The following is a 16,698-nucleotide window of genomic DNA, read 5'->3' on the forward strand; positions in this document are numbered from 1 at the left end:
GACGTCACGATCATGGCCATCCGCGCCGAGGAAAGCGCCTGGTTTCCGGTTTCGTACGTGGGCAGCAAGTCCGCTTTCGCCTGTTGCCCGCTGATGCGCTGCTGGCCAGGCGTGCCGCCACCGCACGGACCTTGAGCGAGCACTTGGCTCAGCTGGGTGGCGATCCGCTGACTCTGGCCGCGCAGCTGCCCGCCCTTAATCCCGCGATGATCAACAGCTTTATCGAAGTGCATATTGAGCAGGGCCCGGTGCTGATCGATGCCGGTATACCGCTGGGCATCGTCAGCGGCATTTGTGGCAGCCTGCGTTATCGCAAGGCGCGTGCGCTCGGCTATTACGCGCATTCCGGCGCTACGCCGCGTGTTATCGGTGCGACGCAGTGGTCGCGGCCAGCCAGTTGGTGGTGACGTTGCATGCGTTGTGGGGGCGTATGGAACGCGAAGGGCATGAGCTGACCTTAACGGTGGGCCGGTTCGCCACGGATGCTGTTCAGGCTGATTTCAGCAAGGTGTCCGGCCAGGTGGCCTTCTGCATCGACCTGCGTTCGCAACAGCCCTGGACCCTGGCGTTGATGGATGAGCGTTTGCAATGTGCCGTGCGGGACATTGCCGCCGAACGCGGCGTGACATATGACCTCGGTGAGCGCACGCAGAGCACGGCCGGGGTGATGTCGGCCGAGTTGATCGCTCAAACGCACGATGTCGCGTTGGCGCTCGGACTGCCCGCACGGTCCATGCCCAGCGGGGCGGGCCACGATGCGGTGGTGTTCGCGGAGCAAGGTATCGACACCGCGATGCTGTTCATCCGTAACGCCAATGGCAGCCACAACCCTGATGAAGCCATGAGCATGGAGAATTTTCAGCGTGCAACGCAGGTGCTGGGAAGGGTGCTGACCCCGCGCGGTGCAAGTGAATCAAAGCTGGCTGAAGCGGTTGATGATGCCTTGGCGAACGCTGTCTATGTGCGCCGCGGCGGCCTTTTGCGCAGCTTCCGGATCGCCTGCGCGCAGCGCCTCGATGATTGCCAGGTGCTCCAGGTAACCGACCTTCAAGGCCTGCACGATTGCCAGGTGTTCCTGATGCGCGCTTTCGAAGCGTTCGGGCGCCACGCTCAGGTTGAACATCCGGGTCTTCAAACGCAGGGTTTCGATGTACTGCGTCAGCAGCAGGTTGCCGCTGTAGTGCGAGAGCATCTGGTGCAGCTTGCTGTCGACGATCCAGTCCTCCTCGGCATTGGGGACTTCAGCTTCCAGCAGGCGTCGTACGCTGGCTTCGAGTTCATCGAGCTCGGCGATCGGTACACGGCCTGCCGCCAGGCGTGCGGCTTCGGCTTCCAGCGTGCGGCGAACGTGTAGCGTCTCGATCAACTCACGGATGGAAAATTGCCGCACCACCAGGGTACGCCCGGCGGTACGACTGATCAGGCCCTCGTTTTCCAGGCGGGTCAGGGCGTCGCGAACCGGGGTGCGCGAGATATTCAGCAGCTCGGCCAGCCTGCGCTCCTGGAGCACCGTATTGGCCGGCAACTCTCGACTGATGAGCATCTGCAGCATCGCGTCGTACGCTTTGGCGCTGAGATTCTGTTCCCGTTCACCGAGGAAGTCGGCCGTGGATTTGATCGGTTCCATAAGTCACTTCACACAAGGGGTATCAGACAAAAGTGGACTGGCAGCCGGTAAACGGGGGCGGCTGCCAATGACGGCCCGCATTTTACGCCGTGTCGCTCCCTGCGCGATAGCACGCGGCGCAAGATGTCTGGCGATTACTGCGCCAGTGAACGGACCGGGTCTTTGGGCGCTGGGTCGTAGCCGATCAGGTCGCTGGTCAGCTTTGCATATGTTCCGTCGGCTTGCATGTCAGCCAGGGCCTTGTTCACGGCGGCTACCAGTTTCGGCTTGCCTTTTTTGAAGGCGAAACCCTTCTGTATGTGGCTGACGTAATCGTCCGTCATGGTGATCGGCAGGCCGACATGCTTGATCAGGTACGCCCCGGTAATCGCGTCGGTGATCACAGCCTCGACATTGTGGTTGGCCAGGTCCTGCACGGTGTCCGATTCGGATTTGTAGCTTTTGACCACCGCGCCGTGCTCCTCGGCCAACACGGCATAAGTGGACGAGACCTGAGTGCCGACGCGCTTGCCTTTAAGGTCAGCGGCCGATTTGATCGACGAATCGAGGGGCGTGAGGATGCGCGCTCCGGATTCGATCCAGCCATCGGAGAAGACGATCTGTTTCTGGCGAGCGGGGGTGATGTCCATCGCGGCGGTGCTGACGTCGAACTGGTTGGCCTCAAGGGCGACCAGCAAGGAATCCCACTGCACCAGCATGGGCGTGTATTCCAGGTTCAGACGTTTGGCGATTTCCTTCATGACGCGAATTTCCAGGCCATCGAGCTGGCCGTTGGGGCTGCGCATGGTGAACGGTGGGAAAGTGCCCAGGGTCGCGACTTTCAACTGGCCAGGCTTCAACAGCTCCAGATCATCGGGTGCTGCATGGGCGCCAACGCTCAAGACAGAAAGGACGGTGAACAGCGTGAAAAGGCGTTTGATATTCATGGTTGCTTACTCGTTGGCCAAATAAGGGGAAGACGCGACGGATTCAGCTCAGACGCACCTGGCGGCGTTCCATCCAGGACGACAGTTGCGTCAACATCGTGGTCAGGATCAGGTAGATCACAGCGGTAGCGATGAAGAACTGGAAGGGACGGAACGTCGTGGAAATAATCGTTTGCGCATACAGCGTCAGGTCGACCACGGTGATGGTGGACAGCAGTGACGTGTTTTTCAGCGCGGCAATGGCTTCGTTGGTCAACGGCGGCAGGATGATGCGGAACACCTGCGGCAGGACGATCCTGACCATGGTTTCCGGATGGCTCATGCCCAGCGCCTGTGACGATTCGAACTGGCCGTTGGGAATCGCCAGCAGCCCGGAGCGGATGATCTCCGCCACGTAGGCGCCGCTGTTTAGGCCCAGCGCGATCACGCCCGCCATGAACGGCGAGGGGTTGATCCCCACTTGTGGCAGCCCGAAATAAATGATGAACACCTGGATCAGCGCTGGCGTGCCACGGATGAACCACACGTAGAAGCTGGCGATGGCGCGCAGCAGCACCAAGTTGGAGCGCTTGCCCAGCACTGCGAGCAGACCGAAGATCCAGCTCAGGAAAATCGTCGCCACGGTTATGAGCAACACCACCCAGGCGGCTTCCATAAAGCCGGCACCATAAAGAGAGATGTCGCTGTACAGCTGACTCATTGCGGTTTCTCCAAGGCTGACCGGGTGATGTCTTCATGCAGGATGCGTTTGAGGAACTGGCGCAGGCGGTCGTTCTTCGGATTGCGCAGCACTTCTTCAGGCGGGCCGTCTTCGGCGATGCAGCCCTGATCGAAATACAGTACGCGGCTGGCGACGTCGCGGGCGAAGGCGATTTCGTGGGTCACCAGCAACATGGTCATGCCTTCGGCGGCCAGCGAGGCGATCAGCGCCAGCACCTCACCGACCAGCTCTGGGTCCAGCGCCGAGGTTGCTTCGTCAAACAACATGACCTTGGGCTTCATTGCCAGCGCACGGGCAATGGCGACGCGTTGTTGCTGGCCGCCGGACAATTTGCCGGGATACTGATGGCATTTGTCGAACAGTCCGACCTTGGTCAGCAGTGCTTCGCCCTCCTTGATGGCCTGGGCCTTGGGTACTTTGAGCACGCGCATCGGCGCTTCGATCACGTTCTGCAGCACCGTCTTGTGCGGCCAGAGGTTGTAGCTCTGGAACACCATGCCAATCTGCGCGCGCAACGCACGCAGTTGATTGGTGGTCGGTTGTGCCCGAGCACCGTCGCGAAAGTCGAAGGAGAAATCCTCGAACTCCATGAACCCGTGCTGGGGCATTTCCATGACGTTCAAGCAGCGCAGAAAGGTGCTTTTACCTGAACCGCTGGCGCCGATGATCGACACCACCTCGCCGGGATAAACGTCGAGTGCGACGTTTTTGAGCACATGCAAATCGCCGTAGCTTTTGCTCAGCTCTTTGATGCGCAGCATCGGTTTGACTGTTTGGGTCATGAGGTCATTGCTCGGCGGGAAGAGGGTGGATGACCCAGGCGATGTCGCTGGGCTGACAACCGGTGCCATTGATTGGGGTGATGTGCTGCGGGCACGCCGACAACACCACCATCACGTCCATTTCTGCCAGCAGCGTCACACTGTCGCCCGGCCGGGAGCGCGGCGGCACACGTTGCACGCTGCCGTCTTCGGCCACCGGAATGTTCATGAACAGGTTCAGTGAGGCGGGGGTGTAGCTGCACTGCAAGCCTTGTTCGGCGAGTGCTTCGTGGAAATTGTCGGTGCAGCTGCGGTGGTAGTCGATGCAACCCAGTTCTTGATAGATGGCGCCGTTGCATGGGCACAGGAGGGTGTCGTGACGTCCGGGGGAGGTGTCCTCGACCAGCGTGAGCATCGGGCGACGCAGGTTGCTGACCAGAGTCATGCCCGTTTCGAAGAATATGTTGCTGTTGATCGAGCGGGTATGTTCCAGCGCGCTGCACTCATTGCTGTCGGTCAGATTGACGGCCCAGGCGTCCACCACCTGGCTGCCGTGCAGGTTGATGATGCGGATGACCTCGCCCTTGCACAGCTTGATGGCGGTCCCGCGCGTGGCCTTCAGGATTTGCTGTAAATCGTCAGTGGGCGATAAAGGGGGCATGTCGTCCTCTCTTGCTCGAACAGATCGCAGAAGGATGTCAGTTCTGGTAGATTTCAGGTATACCAATGGAATGCAAGGTAAATGCCATTGTGTGATTTCCTCCGAAAAACGACGAGAGCCCCATGAATCAATGCCTGATGCCGCAACCCATTCACGCCTGCGGGATAGAGACCCTGCGCGCCGCTGGCCTGGAGCCGCTGATCGGTGAGCAAGCGTGCCTGCGGGCGGATCCGCAACGGGTGGTGGCCGGCATATTGCGCAGTAGCCGCTTTGGACGCCTCGAGATAGAGCGCTTCAAAAACCTGCGCGTCATCGGGGTGCATGGCGCAGGCTTCGATAATATCGACCTGGACGCGGCGCGGGATTTGCGCATTCCGGTGTTCAACACCCCCGGACGCAATGCTCGCTCGGTTGCCGAGCATGCGATTGCATTGATGTTCGCGCTGAGCAAGCAGCTGTTGCAAAGCGATCAGGCGGCCCGGGCCGGGGACATGGCGTTTCGTTTCCGGGCACAGTTGCGCGAGCTGCACGGTCAGCGCCTGGGGCTGGTGGGTTTCGGGGCGATCGGCAAGGCCACCGGGGCGTTGGCCCAAGCCTTGGGCATGCAGGTTCAGGTGTTCGCCCGTAGCGCCACCCACGAGCAATTGAATGCCCTGGGCATGCAGCGGGCAGAGAGTCTTCAGGCGCTACTCAATGGCAGCGATATCGTGTCCCTGCATCTGCCCTCGGTGCCGCAGACCTATCACCTGATCGGCGCCGAACAGTTACGCGAGATGAAACCCACGGCGTTGTTGATCAATACCGGGCGCGCGCCATTGGTGGATGAAGCCGCATTGATCGATGCCTTGCATTCAGGTGTCATTGCCGGGGCGGGGCTGGACGTCTATGCCTTTGACACCATGCCCGCCGACTACTCGCTGCTGCACTCGCCCAACGTCCTGCTGACACCGCACACCGGCGCCTCCACTGAACAGTCGCTGATGCGGATGGCCTACGCCGTGACTGAAGGCGTGGTACATGTGCTGGCTGGCGGGGAGCCGCAAGATCGCTTGGCGTAGCGGCTCAGATCGCGCCGTTGAGCCACATCCACAACGGCAGGGTCACCGCCGACAGGATGGTCGACAGGCAGATGGCGGAGCTGGTTTTCTGGCTGTCCTCCAGCGAGCGGGCAAAGCCCAGTACGTTCACGCCGCAGGGATTGGCCGCCATCAGCACCAGCACGCCGCGCGGCAACCCGACGATACCCAGCAGCATGCACGCCAGCAGCACCAACAACGGCAAGGCGATCAACTTGGCGAACGTGATCCCGACGGCGTACAGGCTCGGTCGTAGCTGATAACCGGAGAGGTTGGCGCCCAGTACGATGAGCGCGCAGGGCAGCGCTGCCTGGGCCAGCCAGGTCGCCAATTGCAGACCCCAACCGGGCAGCGTCAGGTCCGACAAGTTGACCGCCACACCCAGCAGCAACCCGATGATCATCGGGTTGGCCAGGCTCGACACAAGTGTTGCCGGCTTGAACGGTTCGGCCCCGGCGAAGCTGTTGTACAGGCTCTGGAAGCTGAACAGCAGCAAGCTGTGGACCGCCAGCACCGTGAACAACAGCACCAGGCCGCCGCTGCCGAACAGCGCGGCGACCATGGGAATGCCGATCAAGGCGTTGTTGCCGAACGCAGCGGTCAGGCCGAACGGCGTGGGACGCTTAATGAAGCGATGGGCGATCAGGTTGACCGTGGCAAACACCAGCAGCGCCGGTACGAAATACGCCACCAGCACCTTTACGTTCAAACCGTCGTGCAGCGGCGCGTTGACCATCCCGGTGAACAGCACCATGGGCATGAACAGCTTGAACGCCAGGTTGCCCAGCGCCTTGTTGGTCGGCGGATTGATTGCGCCACGGCGGGCAAGCACATAGCCAATGATGATTAGGAGAAAAATGGGCAGGATCGTTTGCGGGACAGACACGGCGCGCGCCTCAGGAAAAAGTGCGCGCATTATTACCGCGCCGGTTCGCGGCTGTCAGCGTGATCCTCAGGTTTATTTATCAATTGGCATACTAATTGCTATCGACCTATAACGTATTGTTAAGCGTCGGCCGCTATGGGGCGCAATTCGGCAAAGAGGAAGTTGAATGCAGTCGCTCAATCTGCGGCAGATCGAAGTGTTCCGCGCGGTGATGATCACCGGCTCCATCAGCGGCGCGGCACAGCTACTGCTGGTCTCGCAGCCTGCTGTCAGCCGTATGCTCTCGCACACCGAGGTGCGCATTGGCTTTCAACTGTTCGAACGGGTCAAGGGCCGGTTGTATCCTTCGCCCGAGGCCCGGCGTTTGTTTGCCGACGTCGAATCGGTCTACCGCGACATCCAGAGGGTAAACACCACGCTGCACGATCTGGTGCAGCAGCGTCATGGGGTCCTGCGCATTGCCAGCAGCCCCAGCCTGGGCCATCAACTGGTGCCCGATGCCATCGCCGCGTTCAGGCGCTGCAACGCCGACATTCGTGTCAGTCTTGAGTGCTTGCGCCATGTGTTGCTGCGCGACAGGCTGCTGGATCAGCAGGCTGACCTCGGTATCTCGCTGTTTCCGATCGATCACCCTAATTTGCGTGCCGTGCCGCTGAGCGACATCCGGGTACTGGTGGTGTGTCCTGCCGATCATCCGCTGACCCATGTGCCGCAGGACGAGCTGCCCCAGGCGCTGGCTGATTCGCCCTTCATCGGCTACCCGGCGGACACTCCTTTTTTCAGTTTCATGAAGCCTGCGTTCGAGCGCGTAGGCCTGGCGTATCGCCCGGACATCCATGTTGACTCGCCCCACCATGCTTGTGCGCTGGTGAAAAACGGTGCGGGTTTCTCGGTGGTCGACGAAATTTCCTGGCGCGCCTCCGGTACCGAACGCATGGCGGTGTTGCCCTTGCTGGCCGACGAGCGCCTGACGGTCAGCCTGGTGCACCTGCGTCGCGAACCGCTGGCGCAAGTGGCCCACGGTTTTGTCGAACACCTGCGTGGCACCCTCGGTGGCAACGGGTTTGAACTGTTCGGCATGGATTAACACCAGGTTAACCATCGTCGACGTATTGGCATGCGACAGGCGGGGACGACCCTCCCACAATGACCCCTAAGCACTGCACCAGGGTTTGCCGGCACCGAGCCGGTCTCGTGAGAGGACATGCGACATGCGCGAAATCATCATCGGCGGCGCCCAGTTGGGCGCCATCCAGAAAACTGACGCCAGGGCCACTGTGGTCCAGCGCATGTTGGTGCTGCTGGAGCAGGCCCGGCGGCAGGGGTGTGAACTGGTGGTGTTCCCGGAGCTTGCGTTGACGACATTTTTCCCGCGCTGGTTCATGCCGGATCAGCAGGAGGTCGACACCTGGTTCGAGCGTGAAATGCCCAGCGATGTCACCCGCCCATTGTTCGACTTCTCCCGTGAGCACGGCATCGCGATCTCCTTTGGCTACGCCGAACTGACACCCGAGGGCCAGCATTTCAACACCTCGATCCTCACTGATCGCCAGGGCAACATCGTTGGCAAGTACCGCAAAGTGCATTTGCCTGGCCACGTCGAGTTCGACACGGAACGCGATTTCCAGCACTTGGAAAAACGTTATTTCGAACCTGGCGACCTGGGCTTCCCGACCTGGGAAACCCAGGGGGCGGTGATGGGCATGTGCATCTGCAATGACCGACGTTGGCCAGAAACCTATCGAGTCATGGGCTTGCAAGGCGTTGAGCTGATTACCCTGGGCTACAACACACCGTCGATCAATTCGCAGAAGCGTGGCGAAGGCGAAGAGCATCGGCTGTTTCATTCTGAATTGTGCATGCAGGCCGGGGCCTACCAGAACGCAACCTGGGTCGTCGGAGTCGCCAAGGCTGGAGTCGAAGACGGCTTCCCGCTGATGGGCGGCAGCGTCATCGTCGATCCCAACGGTTTCGTCGTGGCCAGGGCGCAAGGGCAGGGCGATGAACTGATCGTGCATGCCTGCGACATGGATTTGTGCACGTTTGGCAAGACCACGATCTTCGATTTCGCCCGCCATCGACGCATCGAACACTACGGCATCATCACCCGTCAGACCGGCGTCGAACGCCCCTGACATGGAGACAGCGACCATGCGCAGCGTGTACCTGAACGGGACTTTCGTCCCTGGAAACGAAGCGAAGATTTCAGTCTTCGACCGTGGCTTCATGTTCGCCGACGGTATCTACGAAGTGACCGCCGTGCTGCAAGGCAAGCTGGTGGATTTCGACCTGCACCTTGCGCGTCTGGCGCGCTCGCTGGAGGGGCTGGGCCTGGATTTGCCACTCGACCATGCGCAATTGCTGGCCATTCACCGGGAACTGATCGCGCGCAACCAGTTGCACGAAGGGCTGGTGTACCTGCAAGTCACGCGCGGCGTCGAGGACCGCAACTTCCTGTATCCGCCAGCTGGCAGCCCGCTGACGGTGGTGCTGTATACCCAGGCCAAGGTGGTGATCGATAGCCCGCTGGCCAAGCGCGGCATGAACATCATCGGCGTGCCCGATTTGCGCTGGGGCCGCAGCGATATCAAGACCACCCAGTTGCTCTACGCCTGTATGGCCAAAGAACAGGCCAGGGCACAGGGCGCCGACGATGCATGGCTGGTGAAGGATGGCTGGGTCACCGAAGGCACGTCCAACAACGCGTTCATCATCACCCACGACGGCGCCGTGGTGACCCGCGAGCTGTCCCGCGCGTTGTTGCCCGGCATCACCCGTGGCGCGTTGATCGCACTGCTCAAAGAACATGACCTGCGCCTTGAAGAGCGCGGCTACACCCTTCAAGAGGCGCAAACCGCCGCCGAAGCGTTCATCACCTCGTCCACCTCGTTTGTGTACCCGGTGGTCAGCATCGACGGCCAGCCGGTGGGCGATGGCAAACCCGGTGCGCGGACCCAACACCTGCGCCAGTTGTACATCGATCATGCGCTTGCGGTGCTTGTCTAGACGCTGCACGCCACGGCTCAGGCGTGCACAGACACGCCGGGCTTGCCACGCCATTTGCACCAAGCAGCACGACTGCCGACACCGACCGTAGCCATCTGTAAGGAGTGTTGAGCATGACATCACGACCAACCCGCGCCCTGATTTCCCGCCTCTTGATGCCCATCGGCCTGGCCCTTGCGCTCAATGCGCCTTTCACCCTGGCCGCCGAGAAAACCCTGCATGCGGTGATGTCCTCATCCCTGCGAGTGCTTGATCCCATCGCCACCACGGCGCAGATCACCCGCAATCACGCTTACATGATCTACGACACGCTGATTGGCATGGATGAGCACTTCGTGCCCCAGCCGCAAATGGCTGACTGGACTGTGTCTGCAGATGGCCTGACGTACACCTTCACGCTGCGTGACGGCTTGCTATGGCATGACGGCAAACCGGTGACAGCCACCGATTGCGTCGCCTCGCTCAAGCGTTGGGCGCGCTTCGACGTCGGCGGCCAGTTGATGATGAAGTACACCGCTGGCATCGTCGCCACCGATGACAAGACCATCACCCTGACCCTGGCCAAACCGTTCGGCTACGTGCTGCAACTGCTGGCCAAGCCGTCTTCGGTGGCGGCGTTCATGATGCCCGAACGTGTTGCCACCATCGCCGATGGCAAGACCATCAGCGACTACACCGGCTCCGGGCCGTATGTGTTCGTCGCCAAGGAGTTCGATCCCGGCAACCGGGTGGTCTACGAAAAATTCAAGCAGTACGTCCCGCGCAAAGAGCCAGCCAGCGGTACTGCCGGGGGCAAGGTGGTCAAGGTTGACCGCGTCGAGTGGATCAACATGCCCGACCGCATGACCGCGATCAACGCGCTGTCTTCCGGCGATATCGATTTCATCGAACAACTGCCCATCGACCTGCTGCCGATGGTGCAGGCCGACGATCACCTCAAGTCCGGTGTGCTGAGCAAGTTGGGGTCGATGACCGGGGGGCGCATGAACTTCCTTTACCCGCCGTTCAACAACCCCGACATCCGTCGCGCCGCCTTGTTGGCGATGAACCAGAAGGATGTGCTCGATGCGCTGGTCGGCAACCCCGAGTACTTCAAGCAATGCGCTTCGGTGTTCGGTTGCGGGACCACGCTTGAAACCGAGGCGGGCGGCGAATCGCTGACCACCGGCGGCAATCTGGAAGCTGCACGTGCGCTGCTGAAAAAAGCCGGTTACGACGGCACGCCCGTGGTGATCATGCAGCCGACCGACGTCCCAAGTCAGGCGCCGCAGCCGGTGGTAGTGGCGCAAGCGTTGCGCAAGGCTGGCTTCAACGTCGATCTGCAACCGATGGACTGGCAAACACTGGTCTCGCGCCGAGCCAACCAAAATCCACCCGCGCAAGGTGGCTGGAACCTGTTCTTCACCTATTGGAACGCCGAGACCATCTGGAACCCGGTGGTCAATCCGATGCTCGACGGTGGCGGGCAGAAGGGCGCTTGGTTCGGCTGGCCGACCGATCCGCAGATGAACCAGTTGCGGGTGGATTTCGCCACTGCCACCGATCCGGCAAAGCAGAAGGAAATCGCCGTCGACATCCAGAAACGCGCCATGGATCAGGTCAGCTACATCCCGCTGGGTCAGTACTTTGACGTCGCCGCCTGGAACAGCCGCATCAGCCACTTGATGACCGGGCCGTCTACGGTGTTCTGGAACGTCGAAAAAGCTGACTGATCGCCGCGACATGATGCTTGCCTCTGGAGGCTTCGATGCTGGGTTACTTTTTACGTCGGGTGCTGGCCGCCATACCGGTGATGCTGGTGGTCGCACTGTTCGTGTTCCTGCTGCTGCGCCTGTCGCCGGGCGATCCTGCGGCAATCATCGCCGGTGACATGGCCAGCCCCGAACAACTGGCGGCGATTCGCGAAAGCCTGGGCCTTAATCAGCCGTTGTACCGACAGTTTTTCGTGTGGATATGGCAACTGCTGCAGGGCGATTTCAGCACTTCGCTGATGGCCCACACGCCGGTGCTGAACATGATCGGCCAGCGGCTGGAACCGACGCTCAGCCTGGCGCTGGTGTCCATCGTGTTCACCATCCTGATCTCGGTCCCCCTGGGAGTACTGGCGGCGTGGAAACACGGCAGCTGGATCGACAACCTAGTGATGTCGACCTCGGTGCTGGGCTTCTCGATACCGGTGTTCGTCATCGGTTACGTGCTGATCACCGTGTTCGCCCTGGAGCTCAAATGGCTGCCGGTGCAAGGGTTTCGCAGTATCAGTGATGGCCTGGGGCCATTTGCCCAACGCATTGTGCTGCCGGCGTTAACCTTGTCCTCGGTCTACGTGGCACTGGTGGCGCGCATGACCCGGGCCAGCATGCTTGAGGTGCTGGGCGAGGATTACATCCGTACCGCCCGCGCCAAGGGGCTGGCCGAAGTGCATGTGTTGTTCCGGCACGCGCTGCGCAACGCGATGATTCCGATCCTGACGGTGATCGGCACCGGCTTCGCGCTAATGATCTCCGGCGTCGTGGTGACTGAAAGCGTGTTCAACATTCCAGGGCTGGGCCGGCTGATCGTCGATGCCGTGCTGGCCCGCGACTACCCGGTGATCCAGGGCATGATCCTGCTGACCAGCGGCGTGTATGTCGTCATCAATCTGCTGATCGATCTGTCTTATGCGATCAGCGATCCACGCATTCGCTACTGAGGGCAAGGCCATGAGCAAACCCGTTTCTCTGAGCCGGCCCGCGCCCCGGCGGCGACTGATCGCGCTGCCGCGAATGCCGCTGACGTCGGCCTTGGCGCTGGTGGTGCTGGTGTTGATCATTGGCATGGCCGTTTTCGCACCTTGGGTGGCCAATCATGACCCGGTGGCACTGGCCCCGGCCTTTCGCCTGAAACCTGCCAGCGCCGAGTTTTGGTTGGGCACCGACGCCTATGGCCGCGACCTGTTTTCGCGCATCGTGTACGGCGCGCGTATTTCCCTGACCGTTGGCGTTGGCGTCACCGTGCTGAGCATCCTCATCGGTTTGCCGCTGGGTTTGATCGCTGGCTATTTTCGCGGCCTGGACGCTTTGTTGATGCGGGTGATGGACGGGCTGATGGCGATCCCCGGCATCTTGCTGGCGATTGCCATCGTGTCCCTCAGCAGTGCCGGGATCTGGACGATCATGATCGCGATCACGGTCCCGGAAATCCCGCAGGTGGTGCGTCTGGTGCGCTCACGGGTGTTATCGACGCGCGAAGAACCGTACGTGGAAGCCGCCGTGCTGATGGGCACCTCGACGTTCAATATCCTCACCCGGCACCTGATGCCCAATACCCTGGCACCGCTGATTGTGCAGGGCACCTACATCTGCGCGTCGGCGATTCTCACTGAAGCGATCCTGTCGTTTCTCGGCGCGGGGATCGGCACCGAAATCCCGAGCTGGGGCAACATCATCTCCGAAGGCCGCGTGTATTTTCAGCTCAAGCCTTCGCTGGTGTTGTGGGCCGGTCTTGCGTTGTCGCTGTGCATCTTGTCGATCAATCTGTTGGGGGACGCGGTGCGCGATGCACTCGATCCACGCATGAAGAAAAGGGGCGCCGCATGAGCGATCAACTGAGCGAGACGCTGCGGGTCGAGCAGTTGTGCGTGAACGCCGCAGATGGCACGCCGATCCTGCAAGACATCTCATTCGAAATCCGCCCCGGCGAAACGTTATGCCTGGTGGGCGAGAGCGGTTCGGGCAAGTCGGTGACCTCACTGGCGACCCTGGGCCTGCTGCCCAAGGATGCGTTGAGTGCAGTCAGCGGCCGGATCGTGCTGGACGGCGAAGACGTGTTGCAGGTCAGCAATGGCCGGCTCAAGGCCCTGCGCGGCAGCCGCATGGCGATGATTTTCCAAGAGCCGATGACCGCGCTCAACCCGGTACTCAGCGTCGGCCGCCAGATTGATGAGGTGCTGCAGACCCATACCGACATGAACGCCGCGCAGCGTCGCGTGCAAGTCATGACCGCGCTGGCGCAGGTGCATCTGCCTGACCTCGGACGTATGTACGACGCCTATCCGCATCAGCTCAGCGGCGGACAGCGTCAGCGCATCATGATTGCCATGGCGTTGGTCCTCGAACCGCGCCTGTTGATCGCCGATGAGCCAACCACCGCGCTGGACGTCACCACCCAGCAACAGATCCTCAAGCTGATCCGCGAGCTGCAACACAAGCACGGCACGGCAGTGTTGTTCATCACCCACGATATGGGCGTGGTGGTGGACATCGCCGACCGGGTTTGCGTCATGCGCCAGGGCCGTATCGTCGAGTCCGGCACGGTGGCAGATGTCTTGTCCCGCCCCCGTGAGGACTACACCAAAGCCTTGCTCGCGGCAGTGCCCGGCCTTGAGCCAAGGGCGGCACGGCATGAGGTCTACAGTGCCCAGGTGGTGCTCGACGTCAGCGAGCTGGGCAAGGTGTATCTGCCAGCGGGCGGTGCCTGGTGTTGGTTGGGCAAAGCCCGTGAAGGCACGCGCGCCGTGCATGATGTGTCGTTCACCCTCAAGCGTGGACGGACCCTGGGCATCGTCGGCGAGAGCGGGTCCGGAAAATCCACGGTAGCCCGTTGCGTGATGCGCTTGCTGGCCCCGACCCATGGCGCAATCAGGGTCACCGGCAAGGACATTTCCGAATTGTCGGCGGCCAGTCTCAAGCCGCACCGCAAGCGCATCCAGATGATCTTTCAGGACCCCAACCGTTCGCTCAACCCGCGCGTCAGCATTGGCAAAAGCCTGGTGGAGGGACCGATGAACCATGGTGTGCCGTTCGCTGAGGCGTGGGCGCGCGGTCAGGAGTTGTTGGAGCTGGTGGGGTTGCCTGCCGATGCGATCGAGCGTTATCCGCATCAGTTTTCCGGCGGACAGCGGCAACGCATTGCCATTGCCCGCGCGCTGGCCATGGAGCCGGACGTGATCGTCGCCGACGAGGCCGTTTCTGCGCTCGACGTCTCGGTGCAGGCGCAAGTGTTGCAACTGCTGCAGGACATTCAGCGGCGCATGGGGGTGGCCATCCTGTTCATCACCCATGACCTGCGCGTGGCGGCGCAATTGTGCGACGACGTGCTGGTGATGCATCGCGGGCAGGTCGTCGAGTACGGCCCGGCAGCTCTGGTCCTGACGCAGCCGCAGCAACCCTATACCCAGCAATTGATGGACGCGGTGCCCGGCAAGGGTTGGAATTTTGCTGCGGGCCAGAGGACGTGAGCATGACCTTCGATTTACTGTTTCGCGGTGTCACCGTGGTCGATGGCACGGGTGCCAAGCCGTATGTCGCCGACCTTGCGACCCAGGGCGATCGCATTGTCGCCATCGGCAATCTGGCGGGTCATGAGGCGGTGCGCAGCATCGATGGCAGCGGGCGCTGCCTGATGCCCGGTTTCATCGACGTGCACACCCACGACGACACCAACGTCATTCGCACCCCGGAAATGCTGGCCAAGATTTCTCAGGGCGTGACCACAGTCATCGTCGGCAACTGCGGCATCAGCGCATCACCGGTTACGCTGCCCGGTGTGCCGCCGGACCCGATGAACCTGCTCGGCACCCAGGACGCGTTCGTCTACCCCACATTCACGGCTTACGCTGACGCGGTCGAGCAGGCTGTCCCCAGCGTCAACGTCGCAGCCTTGATTGGCCACACGGCTTTGCGCGCCAACGTCATGGTGCAGTTTGATCGTGCTGCACTGGACAGCGAGCTCGACGTGATGTGTCTGGCGCTGGAAAACGCGCTGCAGGCAGGTGCCATCGGCCTGAGTTCCGGGTTGGCGTACACCAATGCCAAGCAGGCGCCGATGGCCGAGATGCAGCGCCTGGTGGACATCGTCGGCGCCCATGGCGCGCTGTACACCACGCACATGCGCAATGAACACGATGGGCTGCTGGACTCCCTGCAAGAGTCATTCACGACCGCGCGCAATGCCGGGGCAGACCTGGTGATTTCCCATCTCAAGTGCGCTGGCGCCGGTAACTGGGGGCAAGCGCCGCTGGCCCTTGCCGCGCTGGAGAACGCCGCCAGTGAGCAATCCTGCAATTGCGACTGTTACCCCTATTCGGCCAGCTCGACCACACTGGATGCCTGGCGCGTGGATGGGCAGATGGAGATTTACATCACCTGGTCCGACCCTCACCCGGAAATGGCCCGCCAGACGCTCAACGACATCGCCGCCCAGTGGGGTGTTTCGCAGTGGGAAGCCACCGAGCGACTGCGCCCGGCTGGCGCGATCTACCACATGATGAGCGAAGACGACGTGCGCAGGATTCTCGCGCATCCGTTGTCGATGGTCGGTTCCGACGGTCTGCCCAACGACCCCAATCCGCACCCGCGGCTGTGGGGCACGTTTCCTCGGGTATTGGCGCATTATTGCCGCGACCTGAAACTGTTCGATCTGGCCGAAGCAGTGCGCAAGATGACCGGATTATCGGCGACGCGGTTTCGTCTGCAGGACCGTGGTGTGCTGCGCGAAGGCGCCTTCGCCGACCTGACGCTGGTGGACATGCTGCGCATCGAGGATGTCGCCACATACAGCGACCCTTGTCGGCAGGCGCCGGGCATTGATCTGGTGGTGGTCAATGGCGTGGTCAGCTACGAAGGCGGCAGGGTGCAGGGGCGGCAAGGGCGCTTGCTCAAGCGCCAGCCTGCTGCTGTTGTGGGTTAGGCGCCGATGGCGGCGGTCAGCATAATTTCGACCAGCACGTCCGGTGACGCCAGGTCGGCCTGGATCGTGGCGCGGGCGGGGGCGGCGCCTTCGGGCAACCATTGGCTCCAGACTTCATTCATGGCGGCGAAGTCGGCGCTGATGTCCTTGAGCCAGATCTGGGCGCTGAGCAATTTTGATTTATCGCTGCCGGACTGGGCGAGCAGGGCATCGATCTTGGCCAGCACCTGGCGGGTCTGGCCTGCGCAATCGGCACCGCGATCATCGGGCACCTGGCCGGACAACCACGCCAGACCGCTGTGGACGACGGCGCCGGACAGTCGTGGATTAACGGAAATTCTCTGGATGCTCATGGCAACTCCTGACGG

The 16,698-nt window shown here is 61.6% G+C and carries 17 protein-coding genes and 1 pseudogene; 11 read left to right on the forward strand and 7 right to left on the reverse strand.

The features are described from left to right. Positions 1-83: 83 nt before the first annotated feature. Positions 84-407, forward strand: a complete 324-nt coding sequence (locus AFK24_RS05880; protein ID WP_065832340.1) for a hypothetical protein — start codon at positions 84-86, stop codon at positions 405-407. Positions 408-430: 23 nt separating this feature from the next. Then, positions 431-832, forward strand: a pseudogene (locus tag AFK24_RS31965) (hypothetical protein); the annotation flags it as partial. An 81-nt stretch (positions 833-913) separates the two neighbouring features. Here AFK24_RS31965 and AFK24_RS05890 read toward each other — a convergent pair. The 5 genes from AFK24_RS05890 to AFK24_RS05910 form a co-directional block, all read right to left on the reverse strand. Next, on the reverse strand, positions 914-1,627 hold the full coding sequence (locus AFK24_RS05890) for a GntR family transcriptional regulator (protein ID WP_065832342.1): 714 nt from the start codon (positions 1,625-1,627) through the stop codon (positions 914-916). A gap of 134 nt (positions 1,628-1,761) precedes the next feature. Next, positions 1,762-2,553: a transporter substrate-binding domain-containing protein gene (locus AFK24_RS05895; protein ID WP_065832343.1), complete on the reverse strand. Its 792-nt coding sequence runs from the start codon at positions 2,551-2,553 to the stop codon at positions 1,762-1,764. Positions 2,554-2,596: 43 nt separating this feature from the next. Beyond that, complete coding sequence (locus tag AFK24_RS05900) at positions 2,597-3,253, reverse strand: amino acid ABC transporter permease (protein WP_065832344.1); 657 nt, start codon at positions 3,251-3,253, stop codon at positions 2,597-2,599. Beyond that, positions 3,250-4,056, reverse strand: a complete 807-nt coding sequence (locus tag AFK24_RS05905; protein WP_065832345.1) for an amino acid ABC transporter ATP-binding protein — start codon at positions 4,054-4,056, stop codon at positions 3,250-3,252. Before AFK24_RS05905 ends, AFK24_RS05900 begins: the two co-directional genes overlap by 4 nt. Before the next feature lie 4 nt (positions 4,057-4,060). After that, positions 4,061-4,696 carry a DUF1989 domain-containing protein gene (locus tag AFK24_RS05910; RefSeq protein WP_065832346.1) on the reverse strand — a complete coding sequence of 212 codons (636 nt, stop codon included), beginning with the start codon at positions 4,694-4,696 and terminating at the stop codon, positions 4,061-4,063. A gap of 122 nt (positions 4,697-4,818) precedes the next feature. On the opposite strand from AFK24_RS05910, the gene AFK24_RS05915 reads away from it, so the two are divergent. Continuing rightward, positions 4,819-5,754: an NAD(P)-dependent oxidoreductase gene (locus tag AFK24_RS05915; RefSeq protein ID WP_065832347.1), complete on the forward strand. Its 936-nt coding sequence runs from the start codon at positions 4,819-4,821 to the stop codon at positions 5,752-5,754. A 4-nt stretch (positions 5,755-5,758) separates the two neighbouring features. Here the strand turns inward: AFK24_RS05915 and AFK24_RS05920 are convergent, their stop codons facing one another. After that, entirely contained in the window at positions 5,759-6,658 is a 900-nt protein-coding gene (locus AFK24_RS05920; RefSeq protein ID WP_065832469.1) for an AEC family transporter, read from the reverse strand. A gap of 166 nt (positions 6,659-6,824) precedes the next feature. On the opposite strand from AFK24_RS05920, the gene AFK24_RS05925 reads away from it, so the two are divergent. The 8 genes from AFK24_RS05925 (at position 6,825) to AFK24_RS05960 (ending at position 16,330) form a co-directional block, all read left to right on the forward strand. Continuing rightward, a complete protein-coding gene (locus AFK24_RS05925) occupies positions 6,825-7,745 on the forward strand; it encodes a LysR family transcriptional regulator (RefSeq protein WP_065832348.1) in 921 nt (306 codons plus the stop codon). A gap of 124 nt (positions 7,746-7,869) precedes the next feature. Further along, positions 7,870-8,793 carry an N-carbamoyl-D-amino-acid hydrolase gene (locus tag AFK24_RS05930; protein ID WP_065832349.1) on the forward strand — a complete coding sequence of 308 codons (924 nt, stop codon included), beginning with the start codon at positions 7,870-7,872 and terminating at the stop codon, positions 8,791-8,793. A gap of 16 nt (positions 8,794-8,809) precedes the next feature. Beyond that, positions 8,810-9,664 (forward strand): D-amino-acid transaminase, encoded by an 855-nt coding sequence (locus tag AFK24_RS05935; RefSeq protein ID WP_139110453.1) that lies wholly within the window; start codon positions 8,810-8,812, stop codon positions 9,662-9,664. A gap of 113 nt (positions 9,665-9,777) precedes the next feature. Further along, positions 9,778-11,376: an ABC transporter substrate-binding protein gene (locus AFK24_RS05940; RefSeq protein ID WP_065832351.1), complete on the forward strand. Its 1,599-nt coding sequence runs from the start codon at positions 9,778-9,780 to the stop codon at positions 11,374-11,376. Between the two features lie 35 nt (positions 11,377-11,411). Further along, positions 11,412-12,353 carry an ABC transporter permease gene (locus tag AFK24_RS05945; RefSeq protein WP_065832352.1) on the forward strand — a complete coding sequence of 314 codons (942 nt, stop codon included), beginning with the start codon at positions 11,412-11,414 and terminating at the stop codon, positions 12,351-12,353. A gap of 10 nt (positions 12,354-12,363) precedes the next feature. After that, on the forward strand, positions 12,364-13,239 hold the full coding sequence (locus AFK24_RS05950) for an ABC transporter permease (RefSeq protein WP_065832353.1): 876 nt from the start codon (positions 12,364-12,366) through the stop codon (positions 13,237-13,239). Beyond that, positions 13,236-14,879 (forward strand): dipeptide ABC transporter ATP-binding protein, encoded by a 1,644-nt coding sequence (locus AFK24_RS05955; RefSeq protein WP_065832354.1) that lies wholly within the window; start codon positions 13,236-13,238, stop codon positions 14,877-14,879. The genes AFK24_RS05950 and AFK24_RS05955 overlap by 4 nt, the downstream gene beginning before the upstream one ends. 2 nt (positions 14,880-14,881) lie before the next feature. Beyond that, a complete protein-coding gene (locus AFK24_RS05960) occupies positions 14,882-16,330 on the forward strand; it encodes an N-acyl-D-amino-acid deacylase family protein (RefSeq protein WP_065832355.1) in 1,449 nt (482 codons plus the stop codon). On the opposite strand, the gene AFK24_RS05965 is transcribed toward AFK24_RS05960, so the two are convergent. Continuing rightward, positions 16,327-16,683, reverse strand: coding sequence for a RidA family protein (locus AFK24_RS05965; protein WP_065832356.1), 357 nt, complete (start codon positions 16,681-16,683; stop codon positions 16,327-16,329). The genes AFK24_RS05960 and AFK24_RS05965 overlap by 4 nt on opposite strands. Positions 16,684-16,698: the final 15 nt, after the last annotated feature.

The sequence above is a fragment of the Pseudomonas syringae genome (genome assembly GCF_001698815.1).
GTDB classification, from domain to species: domain Bacteria; phylum Pseudomonadota; class Gammaproteobacteria; order Pseudomonadales; family Pseudomonadaceae; genus Aquipseudomonas; species Aquipseudomonas syringae_A.